This is a genomic window from Natronobacterium haloterrestre, from assembly GCF_900112205.1.
In the GTDB taxonomy this organism is placed as follows: Archaea; Halobacteriota; Halobacteria; order Halobacteriales; family Natrialbaceae; genus Natronobacterium; species Natronobacterium haloterrestre.
Window position 1 is genome coordinate 770,699 of the sequence record NZ_FOKW01000001.1, and the last position, 22,865, is coordinate 793,563.

The 22,865-nt window shown below is 66.3% G+C and carries 26 protein-coding genes, 1 tRNA gene and 1 rRNA gene; 18 read left to right on the forward strand and 10 right to left on the reverse strand.

The features are described from left to right. Positions 1-210: 210 nt before the first annotated feature. The 4 genes from BM113_RS03640 to BM113_RS03655 all read right to left on the reverse strand — a co-directional run bounded on the left by BM113_RS03640 (position 211) and on the right by BM113_RS03655 (position 2,107). A tRNA-Met gene (locus tag BM113_RS03640) sits at positions 211-285 on the reverse strand. Between the two features lie 66 nt (positions 286-351). Beyond that, the gene (locus BM113_RS03645) at positions 352-798 is read right to left on the reverse strand and encodes a GtrA family protein (RefSeq protein WP_007140532.1); all 447 of its coding nucleotides are present in this window, start codon (positions 796-798) and stop codon (positions 352-354) included. Beyond that, a complete protein-coding gene (locus BM113_RS03650; protein WP_089785409.1) occupies positions 791-1,657 on the reverse strand; it encodes a glycosyltransferase in 867 nt (288 codons plus the stop codon). The genes BM113_RS03645 and BM113_RS03650 overlap by 8 nt, the downstream gene beginning before the upstream one ends. A 183-nt stretch (positions 1,658-1,840) precedes the next feature. Continuing rightward, positions 1,841-2,107 (reverse strand): HAH_0734 family protein, encoded by a 267-nt coding sequence (locus BM113_RS03655; RefSeq protein WP_089785411.1) that lies wholly within the window; start codon positions 2,105-2,107, stop codon positions 1,841-1,843. A 185-nt stretch (positions 2,108-2,292) separates the two neighbouring features. Between BM113_RS03655 and BM113_RS03660 the strand changes: the two genes are divergently transcribed. From BM113_RS03660 to BM113_RS03680, 5 genes are read left to right on the forward strand one after another with little or no spacing between them, the layout of a single operon-like run. Next, positions 2,293-2,574 (forward strand): 50S ribosomal protein L44e, encoded by a 282-nt coding sequence (locus BM113_RS03660; RefSeq protein WP_007140535.1) that lies wholly within the window; start codon positions 2,293-2,295, stop codon positions 2,572-2,574. 5 nt (positions 2,575-2,579) lie between these two features. Then, positions 2,580-2,753, forward strand: a complete 174-nt coding sequence (locus BM113_RS03665; RefSeq protein ID WP_007140536.1) for a 30S ribosomal protein S27e — start codon at positions 2,580-2,582, stop codon at positions 2,751-2,753. Then, entirely contained in the window at positions 2,750-3,550 is an 801-nt protein-coding gene (locus tag BM113_RS03670) for a translation initiation factor IF-2 subunit alpha (protein WP_089785413.1), read from the forward strand. The genes BM113_RS03665 and BM113_RS03670 overlap by 4 nt, the downstream gene beginning before the upstream one ends. 18 nt (positions 3,551-3,568) lie before the next feature. After that, positions 3,569-3,748 carry an RNA-protein complex protein Nop10 gene (locus BM113_RS03675; protein WP_089785415.1) on the forward strand — a complete coding sequence of 60 codons (180 nt, stop codon included), beginning with the start codon at positions 3,569-3,571 and terminating at the stop codon, positions 3,746-3,748. A gap of 7 nt (positions 3,749-3,755) precedes the next feature. Next, complete coding sequence (locus tag BM113_RS03680; RefSeq protein WP_089785416.1) at positions 3,756-4,523, forward strand: proteasome assembly chaperone family protein; 768 nt, start codon at positions 3,756-3,758, stop codon at positions 4,521-4,523. A 78-nt stretch (positions 4,524-4,601) separates the two neighbouring features. Here BM113_RS03680 and BM113_RS03685 read toward each other — a convergent pair whose 3' ends face one another. Then, positions 4,602-5,381, reverse strand: a complete 780-nt coding sequence (locus BM113_RS03685; protein ID WP_089785418.1) for a DUF7839 domain-containing protein — start codon at positions 5,379-5,381, stop codon at positions 4,602-4,604. A gap of 206 nt (positions 5,382-5,587) precedes the next feature. Between BM113_RS03685 and BM113_RS03690 the strand changes: the two genes are divergently transcribed. The 3 genes from BM113_RS03690 (at position 5,588) to BM113_RS03700 (ending at position 7,741) form a co-directional block, all read left to right on the forward strand. Further along, complete coding sequence (locus tag BM113_RS03690; RefSeq protein WP_089785420.1) at positions 5,588-6,832, forward strand: digeranylgeranylglycerophospholipid reductase; 1,245 nt, start codon at positions 5,588-5,590, stop codon at positions 6,830-6,832. 440 nt (positions 6,833-7,272) lie between these two features. Beyond that, the gene (locus BM113_RS03695; RefSeq protein WP_238593324.1) at positions 7,273-7,455 is read left to right on the forward strand and encodes a DUF8028 family protein; all 183 of its coding nucleotides are present in this window, start codon (positions 7,273-7,275) and stop codon (positions 7,453-7,455) included. Positions 7,456-7,462: 7 nt separating this feature from the next. After that, complete coding sequence (locus BM113_RS03700) at positions 7,463-7,741, forward strand: DUF7123 family protein (protein WP_089785422.1); 279 nt, start codon at positions 7,463-7,465, stop codon at positions 7,739-7,741. A gap of 52 nt (positions 7,742-7,793) precedes the next feature. Here BM113_RS03700 and BM113_RS03705 read toward each other — a convergent pair whose 3' ends face one another. After that, complete coding sequence (locus BM113_RS03705) at positions 7,794-8,540, reverse strand: SDR family NAD(P)-dependent oxidoreductase (protein ID WP_089785424.1); 747 nt, start codon at positions 8,538-8,540, stop codon at positions 7,794-7,796. Positions 8,541-8,696: 156 nt separating this feature from the next. Here BM113_RS03705 and BM113_RS03710 point away from each other — a divergent pair, with 156 nt between their 5' ends. From BM113_RS03710 to BM113_RS03725, 4 genes are all read left to right on the forward strand, one after another. Then, a complete protein-coding gene (locus tag BM113_RS03710) occupies positions 8,697-9,155 on the forward strand; it encodes a universal stress protein (protein ID WP_089785425.1) in 459 nt (152 codons plus the stop codon). An 84-nt stretch (positions 9,156-9,239) separates the two neighbouring features. Beyond that, complete coding sequence (locus BM113_RS03715; protein WP_089785427.1) at positions 9,240-9,866, forward strand: universal stress protein; 627 nt, start codon at positions 9,240-9,242, stop codon at positions 9,864-9,866. Positions 9,867-9,927: 61 nt separating this feature from the next. Beyond that, positions 9,928-10,530: a DUF7998 family protein gene (locus BM113_RS03720; protein WP_089785429.1), complete on the forward strand. Its 603-nt coding sequence runs from the start codon at positions 9,928-9,930 to the stop codon at positions 10,528-10,530. A gap of 1 nt (position 10,531) precedes the next feature. Further along, entirely contained in the window at positions 10,532-11,770 is a 1,239-nt protein-coding gene (locus BM113_RS03725) for a hypothetical protein (RefSeq protein ID WP_089785431.1), read from the forward strand. 2 nt (positions 11,771-11,772) lie between these two features. On the opposite strand, the gene BM113_RS03730 is transcribed toward BM113_RS03725, so the two are convergent. Next, the gene (locus tag BM113_RS03730) at positions 11,773-13,179 is read right to left on the reverse strand and encodes a hypothetical protein (protein WP_089785433.1); all 1,407 of its coding nucleotides are present in this window, start codon (positions 13,177-13,179) and stop codon (positions 11,773-11,775) included. Between the two features lie 88 nt (positions 13,180-13,267). Between BM113_RS03730 and BM113_RS03735 the strand changes: the two genes are divergently transcribed. The 3 genes from BM113_RS03735 to BM113_RS03745 all read left to right on the forward strand — a co-directional run bounded on the left by BM113_RS03735 (position 13,268) and on the right by BM113_RS03745 (position 15,361). Then, positions 13,268-13,693, forward strand: a complete 426-nt coding sequence (locus tag BM113_RS03735; protein WP_089785435.1) for a ubiquitin family protein — start codon at positions 13,268-13,270, stop codon at positions 13,691-13,693. A gap of 52 nt (positions 13,694-13,745) precedes the next feature. Then, on the forward strand, positions 13,746-14,087 hold the full coding sequence (locus BM113_RS03740) for a CGCGG family putative rSAM-modified RiPP protein (RefSeq protein WP_089785437.1): 342 nt from the start codon (positions 13,746-13,748) through the stop codon (positions 14,085-14,087). A 104-nt stretch (positions 14,088-14,191) separates the two neighbouring features. Then, positions 14,192-15,361, forward strand: a complete 1,170-nt coding sequence (locus BM113_RS03745; RefSeq protein ID WP_089785439.1) for a TIGR04053 family radical SAM/SPASM domain-containing protein — start codon at positions 14,192-14,194, stop codon at positions 15,359-15,361. Between the two features lie 651 nt (positions 15,362-16,012). On the opposite strand, the gene BM113_RS03750 is transcribed toward BM113_RS03745, so the two are convergent. Then, positions 16,013-17,851: an acetyl-CoA carboxylase biotin carboxylase subunit gene (locus BM113_RS03750; RefSeq protein ID WP_089785441.1), complete on the reverse strand. Its 1,839-nt coding sequence runs from the start codon at positions 17,849-17,851 to the stop codon at positions 16,013-16,015. A 389-nt stretch (positions 17,852-18,240) separates the two neighbouring features. On the opposite strand from BM113_RS03750, the gene rrf reads away from it, so the two are divergent. Beyond that, a 5S ribosomal RNA gene (gene rrf / locus BM113_RS03755) occupies positions 18,241-18,362 on the forward strand. A gap of 189 nt (positions 18,363-18,551) precedes the next feature. Then, positions 18,552-19,331, forward strand: coding sequence for a class I SAM-dependent methyltransferase (locus BM113_RS03760; protein WP_089785442.1), 780 nt, complete (start codon positions 18,552-18,554; stop codon positions 19,329-19,331). 19 nt (positions 19,332-19,350) lie between these two features. Here BM113_RS03760 and BM113_RS03765 read toward each other — a convergent pair whose 3' ends face one another. Next, complete coding sequence (locus BM113_RS03765) at positions 19,351-19,710, reverse strand: DUF8022 family protein (RefSeq protein WP_089785444.1); 360 nt, start codon at positions 19,708-19,710, stop codon at positions 19,351-19,353. Between the two features lie 4 nt (positions 19,711-19,714). After that, the gene (locus BM113_RS03770; RefSeq protein ID WP_089785446.1) at positions 19,715-21,259 is read right to left on the reverse strand and encodes an acyl-CoA carboxylase subunit beta; all 1,545 of its coding nucleotides are present in this window, start codon (positions 21,257-21,259) and stop codon (positions 19,715-19,717) included. Between the two features lie 159 nt (positions 21,260-21,418). Here BM113_RS03770 and BM113_RS03775 point away from each other — a divergent pair, with 159 nt between their 5' ends. Beyond that, complete coding sequence (locus BM113_RS03775; RefSeq protein ID WP_089785448.1) at positions 21,419-22,786, forward strand: sodium-dependent transporter; 1,368 nt, start codon at positions 21,419-21,421, stop codon at positions 22,784-22,786. Positions 22,787-22,865 lie beyond the last annotated feature (79 nt).

Here is a 22,865-nt window from a genome sequence, read left to right on the forward strand (position 1 = left end):
TACTTGTGGCCAGACCGACCGAGGCGTCGTGGCATCCGAGCGATTCGGTTCCGGCCTCGAGACGGTTTGAACGATATACCGGTCGCTCACCGCTCGAAAGCGTACTGAGGGCCGTTATCCCGACGAATTCGAAATAGTAACGAGAGCCGCTAGCTACTCTCGCCGCTCGGGGGACTCGTCTCCGTGTCTCGTTAGGTTCGCGGCGAAAAGTAGCGGGAGGTAGATTTGAACTACCGATCTGCGGGTTATGAGCCCGCCGGAATCTCCTGGCTATCCCATCCCGCTACCTCATCGTAACCGAGTGCACTAGTTAAGGGTTGTGATTCCGCTGCCGTGTGGGGATTTCTGTCGCTACTCACGGTGGACCTTCCAGGTAAAGAGGCTCTCGAACGTGTAGTTGACGAAGAAGCCGACGGCGATACCGACCACGTTCGCGAGCAGGTACCAGACACCGAACAGTTCGATAAGCGCCGCGTAGACGCCCAGCGTGACCAGAAAGCCGCCGAATCGAACCGTGTACGACCGCAGGAGGCGCTTGACAAGCGCCCGTGGGGCCATCCGTCCGTACGTCGAGAAGGTCCAGGCCTCGTTGATCGCGAAGATCACCGCGATCGCGAGCACCCAGGCGACGACCTTCGCGGGGACGAACCCGATCCCGACGAGTTCCACGAGCGACAGCAAGACGCCGTTGTCGACTGCCGCACCGACGACGCCGACGCCCGCGAACTGGCCGAATCGCGTGATCGACACCAGCGCACGGGCGCGCATTCGGACCGCCTCGAGCAGGGACTCAATCATCGTCGGCGTTCCCGTCGGGGTCCGCTTCGGGCGGGAACTCGGCGTCCGCTCCCCGCTCGAGTTCCAGCCGTTCGATCACTCGCGTCGGTTCCGACGGGCGGTTCGCGACGGACGAGAGGGGGCTCCAGCGGTGGCCGCCCTGATCGTCTCTCCTCTCGCTCGTACTCACTCGCGTCGCACGCCGGCGAGCGCGGACCGCGCCGCGGACGAGTTCGAGCGGGGTTTCGACCGAGGAGACCGTCGAATCGGGTGCGTCGGCCCACGTCACTGGCACCGCTTCGACCCGATGGCCCAGGGCGTCCGCGAGCGCGATCAGTTCCACGTCCCAGGCGAAGCCGTGTTCCCGGAGGTGCGGACAGACCGCCGTCCAGGCCTCCGCGTCGATGGCTTTCGCGCCGCACTGGTAATCCGACACCGAGACGGCGAGCAACCGGCGGGCAAGCCACGCGAACGCGTCACCGAGGCGCTCGCGGAGCGCCGACTGGCTCGAGAGCACGTCGGCCTCGGGGTGACGGCGGGTGCCGACTACGAGGTCCGCACCCCCTTCGCGGGCCCGGTCGACGATCGTTTCGATGGAGTCGACCGCCGTGCTCCCGTCGGCGTCGGCGAAGGCCAGGACGTCCGTCTCGAGCGCACAGAACCCAGCCGTCACCGCGGCCCCCTTGCCACGCCGGTCGTCGACGGCGTTGATCGTCGCCGGAAGCGCCTCGAGAGACTCGACCGTCTCTGGCCGGGGATCGTCGAGTTCGATCCGGATCGCAGCGGGCTCGAGGCGCTCGTCGAGATCCGACACGTACGCGCGGAGGGCATCGACGTTCGGGCGAAACGCCGGAACGACGAGACCGAGCGTCCGGCTCATTCGTCCGTAGGGTCCCGTCGATCCCTCAAAAACGTACTGAAAATGATAGCTTGCCTGTCAGTTGTGGTGAGCGGGAACCGACTGTCGGGAGGTGACACGTCGGGTGCGACGGGACGAGGTACCCGGAGCAAAAACGGTCGGCGAGCGATCGGGTGCGGCGATCCGCGCGAGGCGCGGTCGGCGTTACAGTGCGAGGTCGCCGTTCGCCCGGATCACGTCGACGTCGTCGGCGTCGACGCGATCGACGTCGAGGAAGTGGGGGACGTAGTTTCGCTTCTCGTAGTCCTCGTACTCGGACTGGTCGCCGACGGTACACCAGAGCTGGACGTCCTCGGGGCCGTGCCACTCGCCGTTGCGGTTGATCCCGAAACAGACCACCTCTTCGCCGTCGTACTCGACGATGGCGCCCTTTCGGATCCCCGGGTCCCCGTAGATGATGAGCTGTTTCATAGGTCGGAGTTCGGAAGAGGGACGATTAAACGCTTCGAACGCGTGACGCACTCGGTCGCTCTCCCGGCGTCCCGGTGGTCGTCGGTTCGATCGGACAGCCCTTCGCCCCCATTCCGTCGGCCGACGACAACGAACCAAACGGGTTTTAAACGGCCCCGTCTTAGGCCACGGCAAGTGAGATAACGATGCAGATGCCACGCCGATTCAATACGTACTGCCCGCACTGCAACGAACACCACGAACACGAAGTCGAGAAGGCCCGATCCGGCCGCTCGTCGGGGATGAAGTGGGACGCTCGGCGTACCGAGCGACACACCTCGAGCATCGGTAACTCCGGTCGCTTCTCGAAGGTGCCGGCCGGCGAGAAGCCGACCAAGAAGACCGACCTCAAGTACCGCTGCAGCGAGTGTGGCAAGGCCCACCTCCGCGAGGGATGGCGCGCCGGCCGACTCGAGTTCCAGGAGTGATTACGATGGCAGGAAACTTCTACAGCGTCCGTTGCGGTGACTGCGAGAACGAACAGGTCGTCTTCGGCAAGGCCTCCACGGAGGTCGCCTGTGCAGTCTGCGGAACCACGCTCGCCCGGCCGACCGGTGGAAAGGCCGAGATCGAACACGAGATCGTCGAAACAGTCGAGTCACGATGAAATACAGCGGCTGGCCCGACTCCGGCGAACTCGTCGTCGGCAAGATCGACGAGATCGAAGACTTCGGCGTCTTCGTCGATCTCGAGGAGTACGAGGACAAGCGTGGCCTCATCCACATCTCCGAGGTCGCCAGCGGATGGATCAAGAACGTCCGCGACCACGTCCGCGAGGGCCAGATCGTCGTCTGTAAGGTGCTGGACGTCGACAAAGACTCCCAGCAGATCGACCTGTCGCTGAAGGACGTCAACGACCACCAGCGCTCCGAGAAGATCCAGCAGTGGAAAAACGAGCAGAAGGCCGACAACTGGATGGAACTCGCGCTGGGGGAAGACGCCGACGACGAGACCTACACGGCCATCGCCAACGAACTGATCGGGGCCCACGGAAGCCTCTACGACGGCTTCAAGCAGGCTGCGATCCACGGCGACGAGGCTCTCGAGGACACTGACCTCTCGGACGAGGAGATCGACTCGATCGTCGACACGGCCCGGGAGAACGTCTCGGTGCCGTACGTCAACGTCACCGGCTACGTCGACCTCGAGAACCCGTCGCCGTCCGGCGTCGACGGCATCCGCGAAGCGCTCGAGGCCGCCGAAGGCAACGGCGAGGTCCCCGAGGAAGTCGACCTCGAGGTTAGCTACGTCGGTGCACCCGAGTACCGCATCGAAGTGCAGGCGCCCAACTACAAGACTGCCGAATCCCAACTCGAGGAAAGCGCCGAACGCGCGATCGCCGCGATCGAGGAGGAAGGCGGCGAGGGCGAGTATCACCGCGAGCGCCGCACCGACGAGGAATAGGCGAGGACGAAGACGAAAATGAAATCCGACATCCGGGTGTGTTCGGCGTGGCGCGAGCGACACGACCGCCCGGTGTATACCCTTTCTGCCGAGTGTCCCGAGTGTGGGGCCGACGCGGAGAACAGCGCCCCGGCACCGTTCGACCCCGAGGACCCGTACGGCGAGTACCGACGGTCTCTTAAGCGTCGCAATCGCTGATACGGGTATGGACCAACTCGAGGTCGACGCGGTCGCCGAAGCGGAACTGGACGACCCCGTGCTCGTCGAGGGGTTGCCCGGCGTCGGACACGTCGGCAAGCTCGCCGTCGATCACTTGCTCGAGGAGCTCGCGGGAGAGAGCACGCTCGTTCGCCGGATCTACTCCCGGGAGTTCCCGCCACAGGTCAGCGTCGAGGACGGCGTCTCCGAGCTGACCTGTACGGAGATCCACGCCGTCTCGGTCGAGGATGGGCGGGACCTGCTCCTGTTGACCGGTGACCACCAGGCCCAGTCCAACGAGGGCCACTACGTGCTGACCGACGCCTTCCTCGACGTCGCCGAGGAGTTCGGCGCGAACGAGGTGTTCGCACTGGGTGGCGTCCCGACCGGCGAACTCATCGACGAGTACGCCGTCGTCGGTGCCGTCAGCGACGAGTCGATGTGCGACGAGTTCGAGGACGCCGGGGTCGAGTTCCGTGAGGACGAGCCGGCCGGCGGCATCGTCGGCGTCTCCGGGCTCCTCCTCGGTCTGGGGGACCGCCGCGGCTTCGACGCAGCCTGTCTGATGGGCGAGACGAGTGGCTACATCGTCGATCCCAAAAGCGCCCGTGCGGTCCTCGAGACCCTCGAGGAACTGCTCGGCTTCGAACTGGAGTACGAGTCCCTGGACGAGCGGGCCGAGGAGATGGAGGAGGTCGTCGGCAAGATCCAGGAGATGGAACAGCAACAGGGGATGGACGTCCCGACGGACGACGACTTGCGGTACATCGGCTGAGCCGGTCGCGAATCCTCGAGTCCCTTCTCCCCGTTTCCGATCTCCGGTCCGAGAGTTCACTCGAGTCGTCTCTCGGATCTACCCTTCGAGCACTTCGTACGAGACGTCGGCGTCCCGGAGCGCGTCGGTGACGCGGCCGACGGAGTCCGTGGTAGCGACGACGGTGACCTCGAGGCCGTGTTCGGCGGCGTCCGCGGCGAATTCGCCGACGGCGAACGTGACGGACGGCTCGACATCGGTCTGCCGGCAGGCCACGATGGCCTCGATGCCGGTCGCGGCGACTCGATCGGCGCCCGCACAGGCGTCGCGGACGGTGTCGTCGTCGATCGCACGACTGCCGCCGGTCCGAATGCTGGGGACCTGCAACACCGTGACGGAGCCGGGTTCGAGATCCATGACGCCCTCGAAGCTCGTGACGCCGACCTCGGTGCCGGCCTCGGCGTCGGTGGTCGCGATTCCGGTCGCGGGGCCTTCGCTGCCCGGTTCGGCGTGGAGCAGTCCGTCCTCTATGAACAGCGAAACCGTTTCGCCTTCCTCGATGTCCTCGAGGGCGATGTAGGCATCCTCGCTCATCGCACCCAGGACGTCGCCCGTGACGTGGTCCGCGAACCGTCGGACGTCGTCGGCGGCCCTGAACAGCCAGTCGACGCCTTCCTTGGTGACGCGGTACCGCGATCGTCCTTCCTTCTCGACGAGTCCGTCGTCGACCAGTTCACGGATGTACTCGCTGACCGCCTGGCTCGTGACGCCGACTTCCTCGGCGATCTCCCCCTGGCTCACGGCGGGCTGGCGCTCGGCGATCTGGACGAGAATCCGGAACCGCGTCGCGGCCCGCTTGTTGTCGAGGACGTCGACCATATCCCTTGGTTTTCGAGAGCGGAGCAAAAAGGTACGCGGTCGCCGACGGCAGACACAAGGCGTTGCCCATCGTACGTGGAAAACGAACAGCGCGACGTCACCGGGGACGTGATCTGCCCGCAATGATCAGGTGAAATATCTGTCCGGATACTGATACCGCGGAGAGACCGGACAGACTAATTAGGCTCCGAGACAGTTCCGAGTTCATGAACGAGCGCTACGACGTAGTGATCGCCGGCGCCGGACCCGCCGGCGGACAGTGCGCCCGCGATCTCGCGACGAGAGGATACGACGTCGTCGTCCTGGAAACCGAGCCGGAAGACGAGTTCCCCCGCCAGAGCAACAAATCGACCGCCGGAACGTTCCCGTCGATGATGGCCTCGTTCGGGATCCCCGACGACGTCGTGATGCAGTACACCGACAGCGTCGTCCTCGAGTCGCCGACCGACCACTACGTTCGGGAACAGCCCGGTGCCGTCCTCGAGTTTGCCGATTTCAAGCGGTTCCTCGTCGAGGACAGCCGCGAGGACGGCGCGGAGTACCGGTTCGGCGCGCGCGTCACGGGTCCGATTATGGACGACGGGGAAATCGTCGGCGTCCGGTACAACGGCGACGAGGAGGTCTACGGCGACATCGTGATCGACGCGACCGGCCCGAGCGCACCGATCGCGAAGGAACTCGGCGTCAGCGACCTCCAGCGCGAGAACCACGCGATCGGGATCGAGTACGAACTCGAGGGAATCGACATCGACCGCCCCGGATTCGCCGACCTCCACGACGCGATGATGCTGCGACTCGACCACGACATCGCGCCGGGGGGCTACTCCTGGATCTTCCACACGGGCGAGGACACGGCGAAGGTCGGGCTCTGCTACATCCAGAACGGCTACCACCAGCGCTACGCCAAGGACAGCTACACCATCGACGACTACCTCGAGCACTGGCTCGAGACGGACCCGCGGTTCGCGGACGCCGAGCGCATCGAGGGCAAGCAACACCGCGGTTCGGCCCACATCCAGATGCCCGGGAAGATGCACGCCGACCGGTTCATGGCGATCGGCGACACCGTCCCGACGGTCGACCCGCTCTGGGGCGAGGGCATCAACAAGTGCATGCAGTCCGGGCGGATGGCCGCCGCCGCGGCTGACAGCTGTCTCAAACACGGCGACCTCGAGCCGTCCGCGGAGAACCTCGAGGTCTACGAGACGCTGTGGCACCGGGAGGTCGCGCCGAACATGCGCAGCCGCCTCCTGATGACGAAGCTCCTCTATCTCGCGGGGAACGAACGGTACGATCAGCTGATGGCGGACCTGAACCGGCTGGACGACGAGACGCTGGCGAAAGCCAACAAGGGGAACGTCCGGGCGATCATGCGACTGCTCGAGCCCGGCGACCTGCCCATGCTCGCGACGTTCGCGAAACGCGAATTGGATCTCGATCTCCCCTTCTAGGGTCACGTCTCGAAGCCATCCTCCAGGATCGATCGCCTTCGCGGCGAAGTACGGGAAGGTCGACCGCGGCGTCGGTGGACGCGATGTCGCGCGTGCCCGTTCCGACCGACGATTCCAGCGGGGATTACCGACGAATTCGACCCGAGGTCGCGAGTAAATCCGAACCGGAGTCGTGAATTCACCGGGATTCGTCGAACGGAAATGAAAGAATTAGCGACGGTTCTAAAACGTCTACGGGCTTCTGAATCGGTTTATGAGCCCTATAAAACGACTCGAAACGGCCGACGAGTGCCGTAATTCGTGAAACAAAGTGAATCACAGCTAATGATATGTCCTTTATATGGGGTCGGAGGGGAAAGGGGAGAGTGAGTCGAACCATGTTGCGGACCCCGAACACGGATCCTCACGCTCGCCCCGCCGCCCGGCGAGTGGCGTCTGCCGTGAGCGAATCCGTCCTCCCTCCGGTGCGAGCGATCGCGTTCTGGCTGACGATCCTGTTGCCGGCGGTGGCTCTCGTCGCGCTTTCGATGGGAGCCACGTCGGTCTCCCCGCCGACCGTCGTCGGGTTCCTCGCGGCGTACAGCGCGTGTGCAATCATCGGTCACGATCACAGTCCCCACTAACAAAACTATGAGTACGAGCGCAACCCAGACCCAGACCCAGTCACAGTCACAGTCCGCACAGCACTCCTCCAAGGCACAGCGGCTCGTCGACTACTTCAAGGAAGAACTCGAGCGCCAGTCCGGCGACCTCTACGTCAAAGGCAAGTTCATCGCGGACGACGTGGACCTCTCGCCGAAGGAAATCGGCGCGCTGATGGTCCAGCTACAGGATGCGGTCGAGGACATCGAAATCGAGAAGTGGTCCTACACGTCCGCGACGACCTGGCGCGTCTCCGACGGATCGTAAGACGGGTCGAGCACCCTCCACGTCTCCCCCTTCTGACTCGAACCGACCACGATCAGACGGATTCTGGCAACCAGCCACCGTCGACTTCGACGTTCTCGCCGCTGACGTAGTCGGTCTCGGGATCGAGGAAGAAGTAAAGCGGCTGGACCAGATCCTCGTAGGTCGCGGGGCGGTCCCGCGGGAGTTCGTCCGGAAACACGTCGGAGTTCTCGACGACGTACGGCGAGATGGCGTTGACCGTGATCCCGTCGTCCTGGGTGTCCGCCGCGAGCATGCGCGTGAACATCAACACGCTCGCCTTCGCGGCGAAGTACGGGAAGTTTCGCGGGCTGACGAGCCCCTTCTCCGAGGAGGCGTAGCCGACGTTGACGATCCGTCCGTAGTCGTCCTCGCTTTCGCGCATCGCCGGTAGCGCCCGCTTCGAACAGAGGTAGGTACCGTCTACGTTGGTCGCGAAGACTCGTTTCCACGTCTCGAACTCGAGGTCCTCCCAGTGTGTCGGGGCGAAGTCGCCGACGTTGTTCACGAGGACGTCGACGGTCCCGAGTTCGGCTTCGACGGTAGAGAAGAGCCCGTCGACGCTTCCGGGATCGGTCACGTCGGCCTGAACTGTCGTCGCGTCTTCGGCCCCGCGCTCGAGCGCCTCGTCGACGACCTCGCGGGCGGCGTCGGCGCTCGTGTGGTAGTGAACGGCCGTCCTGGCCCCGCAGTCGGCCGTCGAAAGCAGGAGTTCGCGGCCGACGCCTTTCGCGCTTCCCGTGACGAGTACGGTGTGGTCCGAGAGATCCGGTCCGTCCATGCCGGGTGGTTGGCGAGCGCGTGGAAAAGTCGCCCGGAAGCGGAAGTCGGCGACGGTATATCGGAGTCCTGCATGGTCTGCCGGAGTTCGATCCGATCGTCCCACGGCGCGTATCACACGCGTGGTTTTACGTTACCCGCACGTTTTACTGGGGGTATGACCGTAGCACTCGAGACGGTACTTCTCGCCGTCGGACCCGGCGACGCGAATCGAACCGACGAACTCAGCGACGCGCTCCTCGAGGTCGCGGCCCCCGCGGACGCGACCGTCGTGCTCGCACACGTCTTCACGAGCGACGAGTACGACGAGGTACTCGAGCGCCTCGAGTTCGAGACTGGCGCCGACGTCGACCCCGACGAGGTCGCGGCCCGCCACTCGACGATCCGCGAACTCAGGACGGCGCTCGAAGAACACGGCGTCGAATACGAGGTCCGGGGTACCGTCGGGGATCACGGCCCGTCGATCGTCGACCTCGCGCTCGACGTCGACGCGGACCGCGTGCTGGTTGGCGGCCGTCGGCGCTCGCCGGCAGGGAAGGCGGTTTTCGGGTCGACGGCCCAGGAAGTGTTGCTGTCCTCGCCGTGCCCGGTCACGTTCGTTCGGGGGGCGGAGTAGCCGAGTAGTCTCCTCCTCGCTCGACCCGTCAGCCGCCGAGCGTGGGTCGAGGCTATTTATGGTCGCCTTCCCAACTGTCGACCGATGTATGACGACGTCCTCATTCCGACGGACGGGAGCGACGACACGCGGCGATCGATCGAACACGGATTGACGATCGCCGAGCGGTTCGACGCGACGGTTCACGCCCTCTCGATCGTTCCGGAGGGACCGCTGGGCACGTTCGAGAGCGAGGACGCAGCGCCGGCGGCCCGTCGGGCGGTCGATCACGTGGCCTTCGAAGCCGACCGTCGCGGCATCGACGCCGCGACTGCGGTCCGCCAGGGGGTTCCCCACGAGGAGATCCTGAACTACGCGGACGAGGAGGGGATCGACGCGATCGTCATGGGGACCCAGGGACGGACAGGGCTCGATCGCGTGCTGGTCGGGAGCGTCACGGAACGCATCGTTCGGATGGCCGACATCCCCGTCGTCACGGTCCGACTTGCCGAGGACCTCCGGATCGAGGGGGAAGACGAGGCCGAGCGACTCGCCCGCGACGCGCTCGAGGACCGCGGTGACGATCCGGAAACGCCGCTTTCTGGTCAAATCTACCGGATCAGCGGGACCTGGCGGGTGCCGTTCGAAACGTCGGCCGACGAACCGCTCGAGGCACACGTCGACGGCGTCACCGGCGACGTGACGTTCGATCGGCCGGGCGCGGACGCGTAGCCGGGAACGGGACACGTGTCGACGTGTCGGCGCAGAAGCGAGGACACAAGAGTTAGGGTACATGTTCGGGACGAGTTACTGGGCCATCGATACCGTATCTCGATCCGAGATGAATCCGTTCTCGAGAGGGGCCGACGCGGACGGCGACGGCTTCGACGACGTGTCCGAGTTCGTTCCCGAGCACCTCCCGGACCCCGGTCCGTTCCTCGCGGGCCACGACGTGCTCGTCGAGGAGGACCACGTCGCCTTTCACGAACTGACCGAGGAACTGTTCGAGGAGCGGGGCGTCTACGATGCGACGTTCGGCTACAACCTCGCCCGGCTCAACCTCGATCACCGCCACCCCGAGGCGGGCTACCGCTACGCCGTCGACGCCGACGACCCGTCGGTGCTGCGGGCCGAGTTCTCCCCGACGACGGAGTTCTGTCCGCAGGCCGACGCGCTGACGAAGGGATCGTTCCGGGCCTGGAACGGCCTCTCGGACCGCCACGAGTACGACCTCGTCCGGGTGCGCGTCGATCCGACCCACCACCAGGCCGAGGGGCTCAACGAGGCCCTCGAGCGACTCGAGACCGAGTACCTCGAGACTGGCGAGATCCCCGGAAAGGACCGGTCTGCCGACGGGGACGACGAGAACGATCGGCGGACGCGGTCGCCGTTCTAGGATGGGTGCGCCAGCGGGCACCGCGACGGCGACCGTCACCCGCTGGTCGCGTCTCTTCGTCGCGACCGGCGTCGGCTTCTTCGTTGCCTGGCAACTGGCCGCGCTGGCCGGGTATCCTCGGTCGGCGACGGTCGTGCTCGGCGTCAACGGCTTCGTCCTCCACGTCGTTTTCGGGAAAGCCTACGCCCTGATCCCGTCGTACTTCGCGCGCGAACTCGCCGTCCCGACGGCGGTCGTGATCCACCTGCCGCTTGCCGCACTCGGAACGGTCGGGGCGTTTCTCGGGGCCGCTGGCGTCGGACCACCCATCCTCGAGGTCACCGGACTCGCCCTCTGGCTCGGCGGCTGTCTGGTCTTCGTCGGCGCGCTCGGCTGGACGATCAGTGATAACCTCACTGGGAGCGAGACGGGCACCGGCAGCGCGAACGCCCACCGGCGGCCCGTCGACCGTATCGCGAACGGCGCCGTTCCGTTCGTGCTCGCGTACCTGCTTGCGGGTTCGTCGCTCGCGCTCGTCGGTGCCCTCGGCCTCGAGGGCGGGTTCCCAGCGTTCGTCCCGGCCGGCCCGGGGGTTACGCACTTGCTCGCGGCGGGAACTGCGGCACTGCTCGTGTTCGCGGTCGGGTTTCGTCTCCTCCCGCGGCTGCTGGTCGTCTCGCCCTCGCGGCCGCTCGTCGTCACGGTGCTCGCGACCGGAGTGGTGGGACCGGCACTGCTCGCGGCCGACCTCCACGGCGGCTGGCTCTTTCGCGCCGGGGCCACGCTCCTAGCGACCGCGCTCGTCGGCTTCGCGGCCGCGTACGGCGACATGTATCGTCGGAGCGATCGACCCCGGGTGGGCGGTCGGACCGTTCTCGTCGCGGCCGCCTTCGCGGTCCTCGCGGCGTTGCTCGGGCTCTCGTTCGCCCTCGGGCCGGATCTCGGCGCGGGCGCGGCCGCGTTCGACGCCCACTACCGGCTCGCCGTCGGTGGCTTCCTCGGGCTGACAGTCGTCGGCGTCACCTACTACTTCTACCCGCCGGGTATCGCCACCACCCGGTTCGTCGACGATCGGACCGCCGGGACCGCCGTGGTCGCGCTCGCCGTCGGCCTCACCCTCGAGGCGGGTGGGTTACTCTCGGGTGCCGGCGGGTCTGGAACGGCACTGGCGGTCTCCCTCGGGCGCACGCTCTCGACGGTCGGGGCGGTCCTGTACGCGACCGTCGTCGGGACCGTCTTCCTCGAGCGGGGATTGACCTAGAGTCAGGGGCCGGCTTCGGGTTCGGACCCGCCCGAACCATCGACCCCGATATCGACGTCCGGCCCCGGCTCGCTTTCCTCCCCTGACTCCCCGTCCTCGAGCGTCGTGAACACGCCGACGAGCCCGTCCGGCCCGTGCCGGCGGATCGTCAGCAGCATGTTCGCGACGAACAGACAGAAGCCGACGGTCGCCACCGCCCCGCCGGCGGTGACGGCGATTCCGGGCAGGGCCGCCAGCGGGGTCGCGACCATCGCGGCGACGCCGACGACCGTCAGGGCGAGGTCGGCCCGCTCGAGACGGTCGTCGTAGAGGTCGTCGATCATCGGGACCTGTTCGAAGCCGAGCCGATCGCTGTACTCCTCGAGCCAGATGATGAACGGAACGATGTGGTACAGCGAGCCGACGACGACGAAGGCGAAGACGCCGAACACGAGCAGGTTCGTCGCGTCGGGGTGGCCGAAGAGGCCGGCGTAGCCGAGCGGGTCGGACCACCACGCGGGAAGCGCGAGGACGCTCCAGGCGACCAGCGAGACGACGACCACCCAGTAGCGGTCTGTCATCGGCGAGCGGTCCGCGGTCGACCCGCCAAGGATCCGGGCGACGACGACCGCGACGGTGAGCAGCGCGGCGAGAAGGGCGACCCCGCCGACACGGGCGAGGGGTTCGATGCCGAGCCCGCGCCCGGCCGCGAGCGCGAGGATCGCTGCCGGAAAGAGCGGCTGTTCGACGGCCAGCAGGCGGTCGTCGAGGGCCGTGAGGTCGTACTGGGCGAACATCTGGCCGAGCTGGACCAGTGCGCCGATGATCGTCCCGATTACGGCTCCGTACAGTGCGAGCGTCGCGTGGGCGAGCACGACCTCGCCCCTGGCGAACGGGACGCCCTCGAGCAGCGGCGTCGTGAAGTCGACGGCGAGCAGGAACCCGAGCGGCGCGACCGCGGCGAAGCAGGCGAGGGCGACGGCGAAGTGACGTTCCGTGAACTCGAGCGGTCGGGCCCGGAGGAGCGTGCGGCCGACGTTGTAGACGAACAGCCAGATGCCAGCGAGCAGCGCCGCAGCAGCCAGGGGGAGCCAGGCGAGGTCGCCGACGAGCAGGATCGGGACGAACGCGACCAGGCCGCCGACGACGAGCCACAGCTGTGCGACGGCGAGCCGCCGCGAGTGGATCGTGACGCCGGACCAGACGGGGACGAACTGCGTCATCGCGCCCATGATCGTCACCCCGACCCAACCAAGCAGGAGCGCGTGGACGTAGGCGAGGTCGGCCAGCCCGGGGAGCGATTCGACCGTCATCGCGGTGCCGCCGACGACCCCGACGACGAGAAAGGCAAGCGAGAGGACGAAGTGGCGAAGCGGGATCGCCATCGGCGGCTGCTGGTCGGTCCGTAGTCCGCCGGGTATCTGATTCATACTCGTCCGTTGGCGTCGGAACGCCGTGCCGTTGTGTCCGAACGTGTTCGGGACGGACGTTTCGCAACTCGGCGGCGTACGTACTGGCATGTCAGCCGACGCAACGAGCCAGGAGCCGGGATCCGAAAGCGATAGGGAGCGTTCGACCGAGGCCACGACCACCGTCGAGGTCCGCTGTACCGGCCACGTCCGCGAGGCCGTGGGTACCCACGACCTCGAGTTCGCGTTCGAGGGCGACCGCCTCCGGGACTTCCTCGAGGCCTTCTTCGCGGAGTACGACGTCGAGGAGATGCTCATCGCGGAAACCGAGGACGAGGCGACCGCACACGGCTGGGCGGAGCCGCCGGAGGAACTCCCGGGGACGTGGCGCAAGAACCCCGAAGGCGAGCAGACCCGCCCCTACGCTCGAGTCTGTATCAACGGCCGGTTCAACGAACACTACGAGGGGTTCGAAACCGAACTCGAGGACGGCGACCGCGTCGCGCTCATCTACCCCTTCATGTTCTGTTGTTAGGGCGAACGCGTTCGTCTCAGCCCTTACCCCGCTCGAGGCCGCAGATAGCCGCATGAGCGAAGACGTAAGCGGCGCCGAACCAGTGACGCGTCGCGTCCACGAGTGCTCGTGGTCGGCGAACCTCGAGAAGCCCGTCCACGCCGACGACCCGGACCTGGTCGTCGAACAGGCCAAGGACGCAGTCGAGGCGACCGCCGACGGCTACCACGTCAACCTGGTGACCCACGGCGACCACGGCCACCCCGAGTCGTACCTCTGGCCGGAACTCGAGGCGGCGTTCACGGTGGTCGACGGCGACGCGGACGAGGACGGCTCCGAGTCCCGAATCCGCCTCGAGTACGTCGACCAGTGTGGCTGCGGCGGCCACGTCACCCGCGTCCACGTGGTGGAGTAATCGACCGTGTCACCCCTTCAGCCCGCCGACGAACATGTCACGGTCTTCCCGACCCCTGGGAACGAGAGAGCCCCTTTCCTTCGCGTCCTCGTAACCCTCGAGTAATGCGACCCGGCAATCTCGACACTTCCGACCGACCGTTCGTGCTCATCTGGGAACTCAGCCAGGCCTGTGAGCTGGCCTGTGACCACTGCCGGGCCGACGCCCAGTCCCAGCGCCACCCCGACGAACTCACGACCGAGGAGGGCAAGCGGCTGCTCGAGGACGCGGCCGAGTTCGGCGAGGGGCAGTTGGTCGTCCTCTCGGGCGGCGACCCGCTCGTCCGGGACGACGTCGAGGAACTCGTCGCCTACGGCGACGACCTCGGGCTCCGGATGACGATTACCCCGAGCGGGACCCACTCGCTGACCGCCGAGCGCATCGAGGCGCTGGCCGACGCCGGCCTCAGGCGGATGGCGGTCAGCCTCGACGGCGCGACCCCCGAGAGCCACGACGACTTCCGCGGCGAGGACGGCAGTTTCGAGGAAACGATCCGGGCGGTCGAACAGGCCCGCGAGGCGGGACTTCCCGTCCAGGTGAACACGACCGTCTGTCGCCAGACCGTCGGCGACCTTCCCGAGATCCGCGACCTGCTCACGGAGATCGGCGCGGTGCTGTGGAGCGTCTTCTTCCTGGTCCCCGTCGGCCGCGGACGGATCCTCGAGCCGATCGATCCCGACGAGGCCGACGCGGTGATGGCCTGGCTCGACGAGGTCAACCGCGAGGAGCCGTTCGGAATCAAGACGACCGAAGCGCCCCACTACCGCCGCGTGGCGCTCCAGCGGGAACGGGAGCGAGGGCGCGATGCGGAGAGTGACCGGGAACCCGGCCGCTCGAGTCGCGAGAGCAACGCCGACGACGGCATCCAGCGCCGCACCGGGATCATCGCCGGCGACGGCTTCGCGTTCGTGAGCCACACCGGCGAGGTCTACCCGTCCGGCTTCCTCCCGGAGTCGGCCGGCAACGTGCGCGAACGCCCGGTACACGACATTTACCGGAACGCGCCGCTGTTCGAGTCGCTCCGGGACCGCGACCGACTCGAGGGGAAGTGCGGCGCCTGCGAGTTCCGCCACGTCTGCGGCGGGAGCCGTTCGCGTGCGTACGCCCACACCGGGAACCCGCTCGGGAGCGATCCGCTCTGCCCGCACGTCCCGGAGGGGTACGACGGCCCGCTGCCGTGGGACGACGAGGATGCCGCGCCCGACCCCGACGTGATGCCGTCGGTCGGGGACTGATACGGATCCCTGTCCCGATGTACCGACGCAACCGCCGCCCTGATCGCGGTTGCGCCGGAACTGACGGACAGTAAACCGTATGAGCCGTTTCCGCCGACCGTTCGATCTTCTTCTACTCGCTACTCACTACCCACTATTCGCTATTCACTACTCACTACTCACTACTCACTACTCGCTCGAGCGAACGGCGGTTCCTGCTCGAGCTACCGAGAACGTGTGGCTCCGCGGAGCGAACGGCCGTAAGACGGATTCGCAGAGAGAGGGTCGGCGATCGGGTCGACTGACTGACCGAACGACCACCGCAGGTGGGCGAGACGAGACCCACGACCCGATCACCGGTGACGATGGCTCGGTGAGACCGGTGTCGACCGATTCGGTCCGACGTTTGATCGGACACTTGCACGCAGGAGCCGGGACTGCTACCGTGTACTGAGACGCTCACTGTTGCCGGTTGGTTGCGTGGACCGGCCCCGCGTGCATCCGGTCCTTTCGACCGGAGCCGTTTCGACGTTCGGGCGAAGACGTTCGGCTCGAGCGGACGGGAGGTGGTAGATACGGATAGCTGCCGTTCTCGGCGACCGGTCGACGCCGTCTGGCGGTCGCGATGCGGCTCGCCAGCCGAACGCCTGAAAACGAGCGAAAACGCGTCCGTTACTCGAGGACGACCAGCGTGTCGCCCATGTCGACGCTCTGGTCCTCTTCGACCGGGATCTCGGTGACGGTGCCGCCCTGGGAGGCGACGATGTCGTTTTCCATCTTCATGGCCTCGAGGACGACCAGCACGTCGCCCGCGGCGACCTCGTCGCCTTCCTCGACCTCGATGTCGAGGATCGTCCCCTGCATTTCGGCGTCGACGGTCTCGCCCTCGCCGGCGAGGTCCGCGCCGCCGCCGCTGCTATCGCCGCCGGCCGGCTGGGGCGGGCTCGCTCCTCCACCGCCGCTTGTCTCGACCTCTCCGGCCGGGATCGCCGGCGCGCCGTGTTCCTCGAGTTCGACCTCGAAGCGCTTGCCGTTGACCTCGACGGTGAACTCGCGTTCGACGGTGTCCTCGTCGCCGCCGCTCCCGTCGCCGGTGTCGCCGCCCCACTGCTTTTGGGCCTCCTCGATCCGGCTCTGGTCCATCTCCTCGTCGAGGTACTTCGTCGTGTGCGTGCTCGCGACGAACTCCTCGTCGGTGAGCATCAGCCGGTGGAACGGGATGATCGTCGGGATGCCCTCGATGTCGTACTCCCGCAACGCGCGAAGCGAGCGCTCGATACACTCGTCGCGGTCCTCGCCCCAGACTACGAGTTTGGCGATCATCGAGTCGTAGTCGGTGACGAGGTCGTCGCCCTGGCGCAGGGCGTCGTCCAGGCGGACGCCGATCCCGCCCGGCGGGTCGTACGTTTCGAGCGTGCCGCCGGTCGCGGGCGCGAAGTCGTTGGCCGCGTTCTCGGCGTTGATCCGGAACTCGATCGCGTGGCCGTCGAACTCGACGTCGTCCTGGTCGAAGTCGATCTCCTCGCCCGCCGCGATCCGAATCTGGCGTTTGACGATGTCGTACCCCGTGATCTCCTCGGTGACGGTGTGTTCGACCTGGATCCGGGTGTTGACCTCGAGGAAGTAGAAGTTCGCGTCCGGGCCGAGCGGGCCGTCCCGACCGGGTTCCTCCTCGACGAGGAACTCGACGGTGCCGGCGTTGGTGTAGTCGGCCGCGGCGACGCCACGGCGGGCGGCCTCGCCGATCTTCTCGCGGAGTTCGTCCGTCAGCGCCGCGGACGGGCCCTCCTCGATGACCTTCTGGTGGCGACGCTGGAGCGAGCAGTCGCGTTCGCCGAGGTGGCGGACGTTCCCGTGTTCGTCCGCGACGATCTGGACCTCGATGTGACGGGGCTGCTCGAGGTAGCGCTCGAGGTAGACCGAGTCGTTGTCGAAGTACGCCTCGCCTTCGCGTTTGGCGCTCTCGAGTTGATCCTCGACCTCCTCCTCGGAACGGACGACCTTCATCCCGCGGCCGCCACCGCCGCCTTCGGCCTTGATCGCGATGGGATAGCCGTACTCCTCCCCGAAGGCCTTGACCTCCTCGGGGTCGGTGACCGGGTCCGTGGTCCCGGGGACGATCGGCACGTCGGCCTCGGACATGATCGAGCGGGCCTTGGTCTTCTCGCCGAGCGCCTCCATGGCGTTGCTGGACGGGCCGATCCACGTGATCCCCTCGGCGTCCTCGACCTTGCTCGCGAACTCGGCGTTCTCCGCGAGGAAGCCGTAGCCCGGGTGGATCGCGTCGGCGTCGGCCTTGCGCGCGGCCTCGATGACCGCCTCGTGATCCAGATAGGAGTCGGCCGCTCGAGCGGGGCCGACGTTGTACGCCTCGTCGGCGTAGCGTACGTGGCCGGCGTTCTTGTCGGCGTCGGAGTAGATGGCGACGGTTCCGATGTTTAGTTCTTTACACGCGCGCATCACTCGGACGGCGATTTCACCACGGTTTGCCACCAAGACCTTCCTGAACATTCCTGTGGGAACCGTCGTCGGGCCACTACCTTACTTTTTCGCAACCGGTCGGCCGTCGACGTCCGCTCGCGGATTCGACGGCGGTGATCGGTACCGATCACTCGCCAAGGCGTCCGGAAATTCCGAAACGCAGTCGGTATCCTGATTATTGGAAACCCCTCGTCCTCGAGGTGCGACGGCGGCCATAGACCGAGTAGCGGCAACGAAAGCGGTACTCTCGTTTGCACGTCGACACTCGGCCTACTGCGGACAGTGGGGTGCCACCTCGAGTCGGCCGGGGCGACCGAACGCCGGGCCGAAACGGAAAGTATATCCGAGCGACGGATCGATACTCGAGTAAGCGAGACCGACGGTGGTCTTCGCCGCGGTTCGATTCCGCGGGTCGGCGTTGAGGCGGCCACAGCGGCGGGGAAACACCCGTACCCATCCCGAACACGGAAGTTAAGCCCGCCCGCGTCCCGGCAACTACTGGAGTGGGAGACCCTCTGGGAACGTCGGTTCGCCGCCTCGCTATTCATACTTCGTTCCTCAGTTCCCGAGTGCAGCCGACGGCCTCTCCCACATGCGACTGTGACCGACAGCACTCGGCGTTGCGGTGGGACCGACGGCCAGCGAGCATATTCGGGACAACGGTAATACGGTGCCGACGCGATCGTTCGGATATTCGAACTGTCGGTAGGACACCGACGATGGAACCACCATGACCGACCAGTCGACGGCCGAAGAACCCGCGTACCGGCTGCTCGCCGACCTCGGCAAGCGCACGCTCCGGCCGGGCGGCGAAGAACTGACCCGTGAGTTGCTCGAGGCGCTGTCGGTCCAGTCCGCCGACGTCGTCGAGTTCGCACCCGGCCGTGGGCAGACTGCGCGGTTGACGCTGGCCGCCGGGCCGGCGTCTTACACGGGCGTCGAACTTGACCGCGAGGCCGCGGCGACGCTCCGGACCGAACTCGAGGGACCCGACGATGTCGAACCCGAGTTCGTCGTCGGGAACGCAGCGGATACCGACCTGCCCGCGGGAACTGCGGACGTCGTATACGGGGAGGCGATGCTGACGATGCACCCGGACGACGGGAAGAACGCGATCGTCGGCGAAGCGAGCCGGCTGCTCCGGGACGGCGGCCGGTACGGGATCCACGAACTCGGCCTCGCCGACGACGTCGACGAGGCGACGGTCGAGGCGATCCGGCGGGAGGCGGCGGATGCGGCGAACGTGCTCCCGCGTCCCCTCACCGAGTCCGAGTGGGTGGATCGGCTCGAGTCGGCCGGGTTGTCAGTGACCTGGCGATCGACCAATCCGATGCGCCTCCTCGAGCCCGGACGGGTGCTCGCCGACGAGGGGCTGGCCGGGACGGCGAAGATCGGCTACAACCTGCTCAGACAGCCGACGGCGAGACGGCGAGTGCGATCGCTGCGTGGAGTGTTCGAGCGATACGACGAAGAAGTACGTGCGATCGCGCTGGTCGCCGAAAACCGCTGACCGGTCCTGTGGGTCGCCGTCAGAACCGGTCGGTCCGGCCGGCCGCGGCCCACGCGTCTGTCGGCGCTTCCCGGGGGACGCGAGCGTAGCGGCTCTGTTGTGCGCGCATGCGACCGCTGAACGCCCACCGTTTGCCGTCCCACGTCTCCTCCTCGCTCGCGGCCGCCGCGGCGGCTGCCAGCGCGTGGTCGTGGAGGTGTGCGCCGATCGCTGCCGCGATCGCGGCCGTCTCTTCGTCGTTCGCGTCGTCCGGGATGTCGACGTCGACGGTCGCCGGCAACAGCCCCGCGAGGTCGTTCTCGCTTTCGTTCTCGCCCTCGCCCCCGCGGGCCGATTCCCGTTCCGTGTCCGTCGCGTCCGTCCGTTCCTGGGATGCCATTGGGTTACAGCGGGATGTTGCCGTGTTTCTTGTCCGGGTTCGATTCGCGCTTGGTCTCTAACATCTCGAGGTCGTCGATCAGCCGCGGGCGCGTCTCGGTCGGCACGATGACGTCGTCGAGGAAGCCCTTGTCCGTCGCGGTGTAGGGGTTGGCGAACTCCTCGCGGTACTCCTCGATGAGTTCGTCCCGCAGTTCGTCGGGGTTCTCGGCCTCCTGGAGTTCGTCGCGGTAGAGGATGTTGACCGCGCCCTGGGGCCCCATGACGGCGATCTCGGCGGTCGGCCAGGCGTAGTTGACGTCCGCGCCGAGGTTCTTCGAGGCCATGACGCAGTAGGCACCGCCGTAGGCCTTCCGCGTGATGACGGTCAGCAGAGGGACGGTCGCCTCCGAGTAGGCGTACAGCAATTTCGCACCGTGGCGGATGATCCCGCGGTGTTCCTGGTCGGTCCCGGGCATGTAGCCGGGGACGTCGACGAAGGTGACGATCGGGATGTTAAAGGAGTCACAGAAGCGGACGAACCGCGAGCCTTTCATCGAGGCGTCGACGGTGAGCGTGCCGGCGTTGACCCGTGGCTGGTTGGCGACGATGCCGACCGACCGACCGTCGAGTCGCCCGAAGCCGACGACGATGTTCTGAGCGAAGTTCTCGGCGACCTCGAAGAACGACCCCTCGTCGACGACCGAGTCGATGACGTCGGTCATGTCGTAGGGCTTCTGCGGGCTCGGCGGGACGATGTCGTTCAGCCGCTCGTCGCGGCGGTCGGGGTCGTCCCACGGATCGACCCGGGGCGGGTCCTCCACGTTGTTCTGCGGGAGATAGGAGAGCAGTCGTTTGATGTCGTCCAGGGCCTGCTCCTCGCTCTCGCAGGCGAACTGGGCGACGCCGGTCTTGTTCGCGTGGGTCATCGCGCCGCCGAGTTCTTCGTGGGTGACCTCCTCGCCGGTGACGGTCTCGGTGACGCCCGGCCCCGTGATGTACATGTGACTCGTGTCCTTCACCATGAAGATGAAGTCGGTGATCGACGGGGAGTAGACGGCCCCGCCGGCACACGGCCCCATGATCGACGAGATCTGGGGGACGACGCCGCTCGCCTCCTGGTTCCGGCGGAAGATCTCGGTGAAGCCGGCGAGGCTCTTGACGCCTTCCTGAATCCGTGCACCTGCGGAGTCGTTGAGACCGACGATGGGAGCGCCGACCTCCATCGCCATGTCCATTACCTTACACACCTTCTCCGCGAACACTTCGCCGAGAGAGCCGCCGAAGACGGTGAAGTCGTGAGCGAAGACGAAGACGGTTCGACCGTTGACCTCGCCGTACCCCGTCACGACGCCGTCGCCGGGAATCTTCCGTTCCTCCATCCCGAACTGGCTCGTCTGGTGGGTACGGAGCTGGTCGAACTCCGTGAACGTGCCGTCGTCGAGGAAGTAATCGATCCGCTCGCGGGCGGTCATCTTCCCCTTGTCGTGTTGCTTCTCGATCCGCTCTTGCCCACCGCCCTGGCGTGCTTCCTCGCGTAACTCCTCGAGTTCGTCGATGCGGTCTTCCATCGTCACGTTGGAACCACCCCAGTCGGTTTCATACGCCGTTGTGTGACGACCAATATGAAAAGGATTCCGTAATACCATCACGATTAATAACTGTTGCGCTGACAGATGTTACTCGGCTACGAAAAGTTATATATGGGACTTCTTTTAAACAAGTGATCCATGGCACAACGTGAGACATGGTCCACAAGGACAGGGTTCATCCTCGCTGCCGTCGGCAGCGCAGTGGGGTTGGGGAACATCTGGCGCTTCCCGTTCGCCGTCGGTGACGGTGGCGGGGCGGCCTTCCTGATCGTCTATCTCGCTTTCATCGCGCTGATCGGGTTCCCGGCGATCCTGGCCGAGTTCGTCGTCGGTCGGAAAACGGGACGGAACCCGGTCGGGGCGTTGATGGAGTACGGTGGCGAAGCCTGGAAGTACGTCGGCGGGGTCTTCGTCTTCATCGGCATCGTCCTCCTCTCGTACTACAGCGTCATCGCCGGCTGGTTCATCCGATACTTCCTGGCGGGCTTCCAGGGAAGCTACGCCGACCACCTCGCCAGCTACAACGGCGAGGCCATCGAGATGTTCTTCGACATGACGTTCGGCATGAGCTCGGTGGTGCTTCACACCGTGTTCATGGCGGCGACGATCGGCATCGTCGCGCTCGGCATCCGGCAGGGTATCGAGCTGGCGGTCAAGCTCATGGTGCCGGCACTGATCGTGCTGCTGGTCGGGCTCGCCGTCTGGGCGTTTACCCTCGACGGTGCGGGCGCCGGCTACGCGTACTACCTCTCGCCGGACGCGGGGACGATCGCCGAAAACTGGGCGACGCTCCTGCCGGCCGCCGCCGGCCAGGCCTTCTTCACGCTGTCGCTGGGGATGGGCGTGATGATCACCTACGCCTCCTACCTCGGCGAAGACCGTAACCTGACCAAAGACGCCGCGACCATCATCGGCTTCGACACCGGGATCGCGTTCCTCGCCGGTCTGGTGGTCTTCCCCGTCTTCTTCTCGGGCGGCATCGAACCCGGCGAAGGCGGTCCGATCACCATCTTCGTCTCGATGACCGAAGCGTTCGCGAACATCCCCGGCGGCCGCGTGCTCGGTCTCGTCTTCTTCGGGACCGTCGTCATCGGCGCACTCTCGAGCGCCATCTCGCTGCTCGAGGTCGTTACCGCGTATCTGATCGACGAGAAGGGGGTCGACCGATGGAAAGCCGCTGGCGGCATCGGGCTCCTGATCTACGTGATCGGGCTCCCCACCACGTACGACATCATCTTCATCGAACTGTACGACGGCTTCATCGACGCCGTCCTGCTGGTCTTCGGCGCGCTCATGGTGATGATCCTCGTCGGCTGGGTCGCACCGAAGGTCGCGGTCGCGGAACTCGAGAAAGGGATCGGCGACCTCGACGGACTCGCCCAGGCCTGGATCTGGGCGATCCGCGTGCCGATCATCATCGTGCTGGTCATCTCGCTGTACCTCGGCATCGTGGATTACATGGATATCCTCGCGTCGTTCTCCGAGTGGATGAACGCGAACCTGTAGTTCGGTAGCCAATCGGTTCGCGGTCGATTTTTCGTGCGGTCGTCGCCCCGAGCGTCGCCTTCCGCACGCTCGAGTCCGT

Excerpts from the sequence above, each read along its gene's own strand:
- BM113_RS03645 (WP_007140532.1), bottom strand. The coding sequence starts at position 798 with ATGATTGAGTCCCTGCTCGAGGCGGTCCGAATGCGCGCCCGTGCGCTG.
- BM113_RS03650 (WP_089785409.1), bottom strand. The coding sequence starts at position 1,657 with ATGAGCCGGACGCTCGGTCTCGTCGTTCCGGCGTTTCGCCCGAACGTC.
- BM113_RS03655 (WP_089785411.1), bottom strand. The coding sequence starts at position 2,107 with ATGAAACAGCTCATCATCTACGGGGACCCGGGGATCCGAAAGGGCGCC.
- BM113_RS03660 (WP_007140535.1), top strand. The coding sequence starts at position 2,293 with ATGCAGATGCCACGCCGATTCAATACGTACTGCCCGCACTGCAACGAA.
- BM113_RS03665 (WP_007140536.1), top strand. The coding sequence starts at position 2,580 with ATGGCAGGAAACTTCTACAGCGTCCGTTGCGGTGACTGCGAGAACGAA.
- BM113_RS03670 (WP_089785413.1), top strand. The coding sequence starts at position 2,750 with ATGAAATACAGCGGCTGGCCCGACTCCGGCGAACTCGTCGTCGGCAAG.
- BM113_RS03675 (WP_089785415.1), top strand. The coding sequence starts at position 3,569 with ATGAAATCCGACATCCGGGTGTGTTCGGCGTGGCGCGAGCGACACGAC.
- BM113_RS03680 (WP_089785416.1), top strand. The coding sequence starts at position 3,756 with ATGGACCAACTCGAGGTCGACGCGGTCGCCGAAGCGGAACTGGACGAC.
- BM113_RS03685 (WP_089785418.1), bottom strand. The coding sequence starts at position 5,381 with ATGGTCGACGTCCTCGACAACAAGCGGGCCGCGACGCGGTTCCGGATT.
- BM113_RS03690 (WP_089785420.1), top strand. The coding sequence starts at position 5,588 with ATGAACGAGCGCTACGACGTAGTGATCGCCGGCGCCGGACCCGCCGGC.
- BM113_RS03700 (WP_089785422.1), top strand. The coding sequence starts at position 7,463 with ATGAGTACGAGCGCAACCCAGACCCAGACCCAGTCACAGTCACAGTCC.
- BM113_RS03705 (WP_089785424.1), bottom strand. The coding sequence starts at position 8,540 with ATGGACGGACCGGATCTCTCGGACCACACCGTACTCGTCACGGGAAGC.
- BM113_RS03710 (WP_089785425.1), top strand. The coding sequence starts at position 8,697 with ATGACCGTAGCACTCGAGACGGTACTTCTCGCCGTCGGACCCGGCGAC.
- BM113_RS03715 (WP_089785427.1), top strand. The coding sequence starts at position 9,240 with ATGTATGACGACGTCCTCATTCCGACGGACGGGAGCGACGACACGCGG.
- BM113_RS03720 (WP_089785429.1), top strand. The coding sequence starts at position 9,928 with ATGTTCGGGACGAGTTACTGGGCCATCGATACCGTATCTCGATCCGAG.
- BM113_RS03725 (WP_089785431.1), top strand. The coding sequence starts at position 10,532 with ATGGGTGCGCCAGCGGGCACCGCGACGGCGACCGTCACCCGCTGGTCG.
- BM113_RS03730 (WP_089785433.1), bottom strand. The coding sequence starts at position 13,179 with ATGAATCAGATACCCGGCGGACTACGGACCGACCAGCAGCCGCCGATG.
- BM113_RS03735 (WP_089785435.1), top strand. The coding sequence starts at position 13,268 with ATGTCAGCCGACGCAACGAGCCAGGAGCCGGGATCCGAAAGCGATAGG.
- BM113_RS03740 (WP_089785437.1), top strand. The coding sequence starts at position 13,746 with ATGAGCGAAGACGTAAGCGGCGCCGAACCAGTGACGCGTCGCGTCCAC.
- BM113_RS03745 (WP_089785439.1), top strand. The coding sequence starts at position 14,192 with ATGCGACCCGGCAATCTCGACACTTCCGACCGACCGTTCGTGCTCATC.
- BM113_RS03750 (WP_089785441.1), bottom strand. The coding sequence starts at position 17,851 with ATGTTCAGGAAGGTCTTGGTGGCAAACCGTGGTGAAATCGCCGTCCGA.
- BM113_RS03760 (WP_089785442.1), top strand. The coding sequence starts at position 18,552 with ATGACCGACCAGTCGACGGCCGAAGAACCCGCGTACCGGCTGCTCGCC.
- BM113_RS03765 (WP_089785444.1), bottom strand. The coding sequence starts at position 19,710 with ATGGCATCCCAGGAACGGACGGACGCGACGGACACGGAACGGGAATCG.
- BM113_RS03770 (WP_089785446.1), bottom strand. The coding sequence starts at position 21,259 with ATGGAAGACCGCATCGACGAACTCGAGGAGTTACGCGAGGAAGCACGC.
- BM113_RS03775 (WP_089785448.1), top strand. The coding sequence starts at position 21,419 with ATGGCACAACGTGAGACATGGTCCACAAGGACAGGGTTCATCCTCGCT.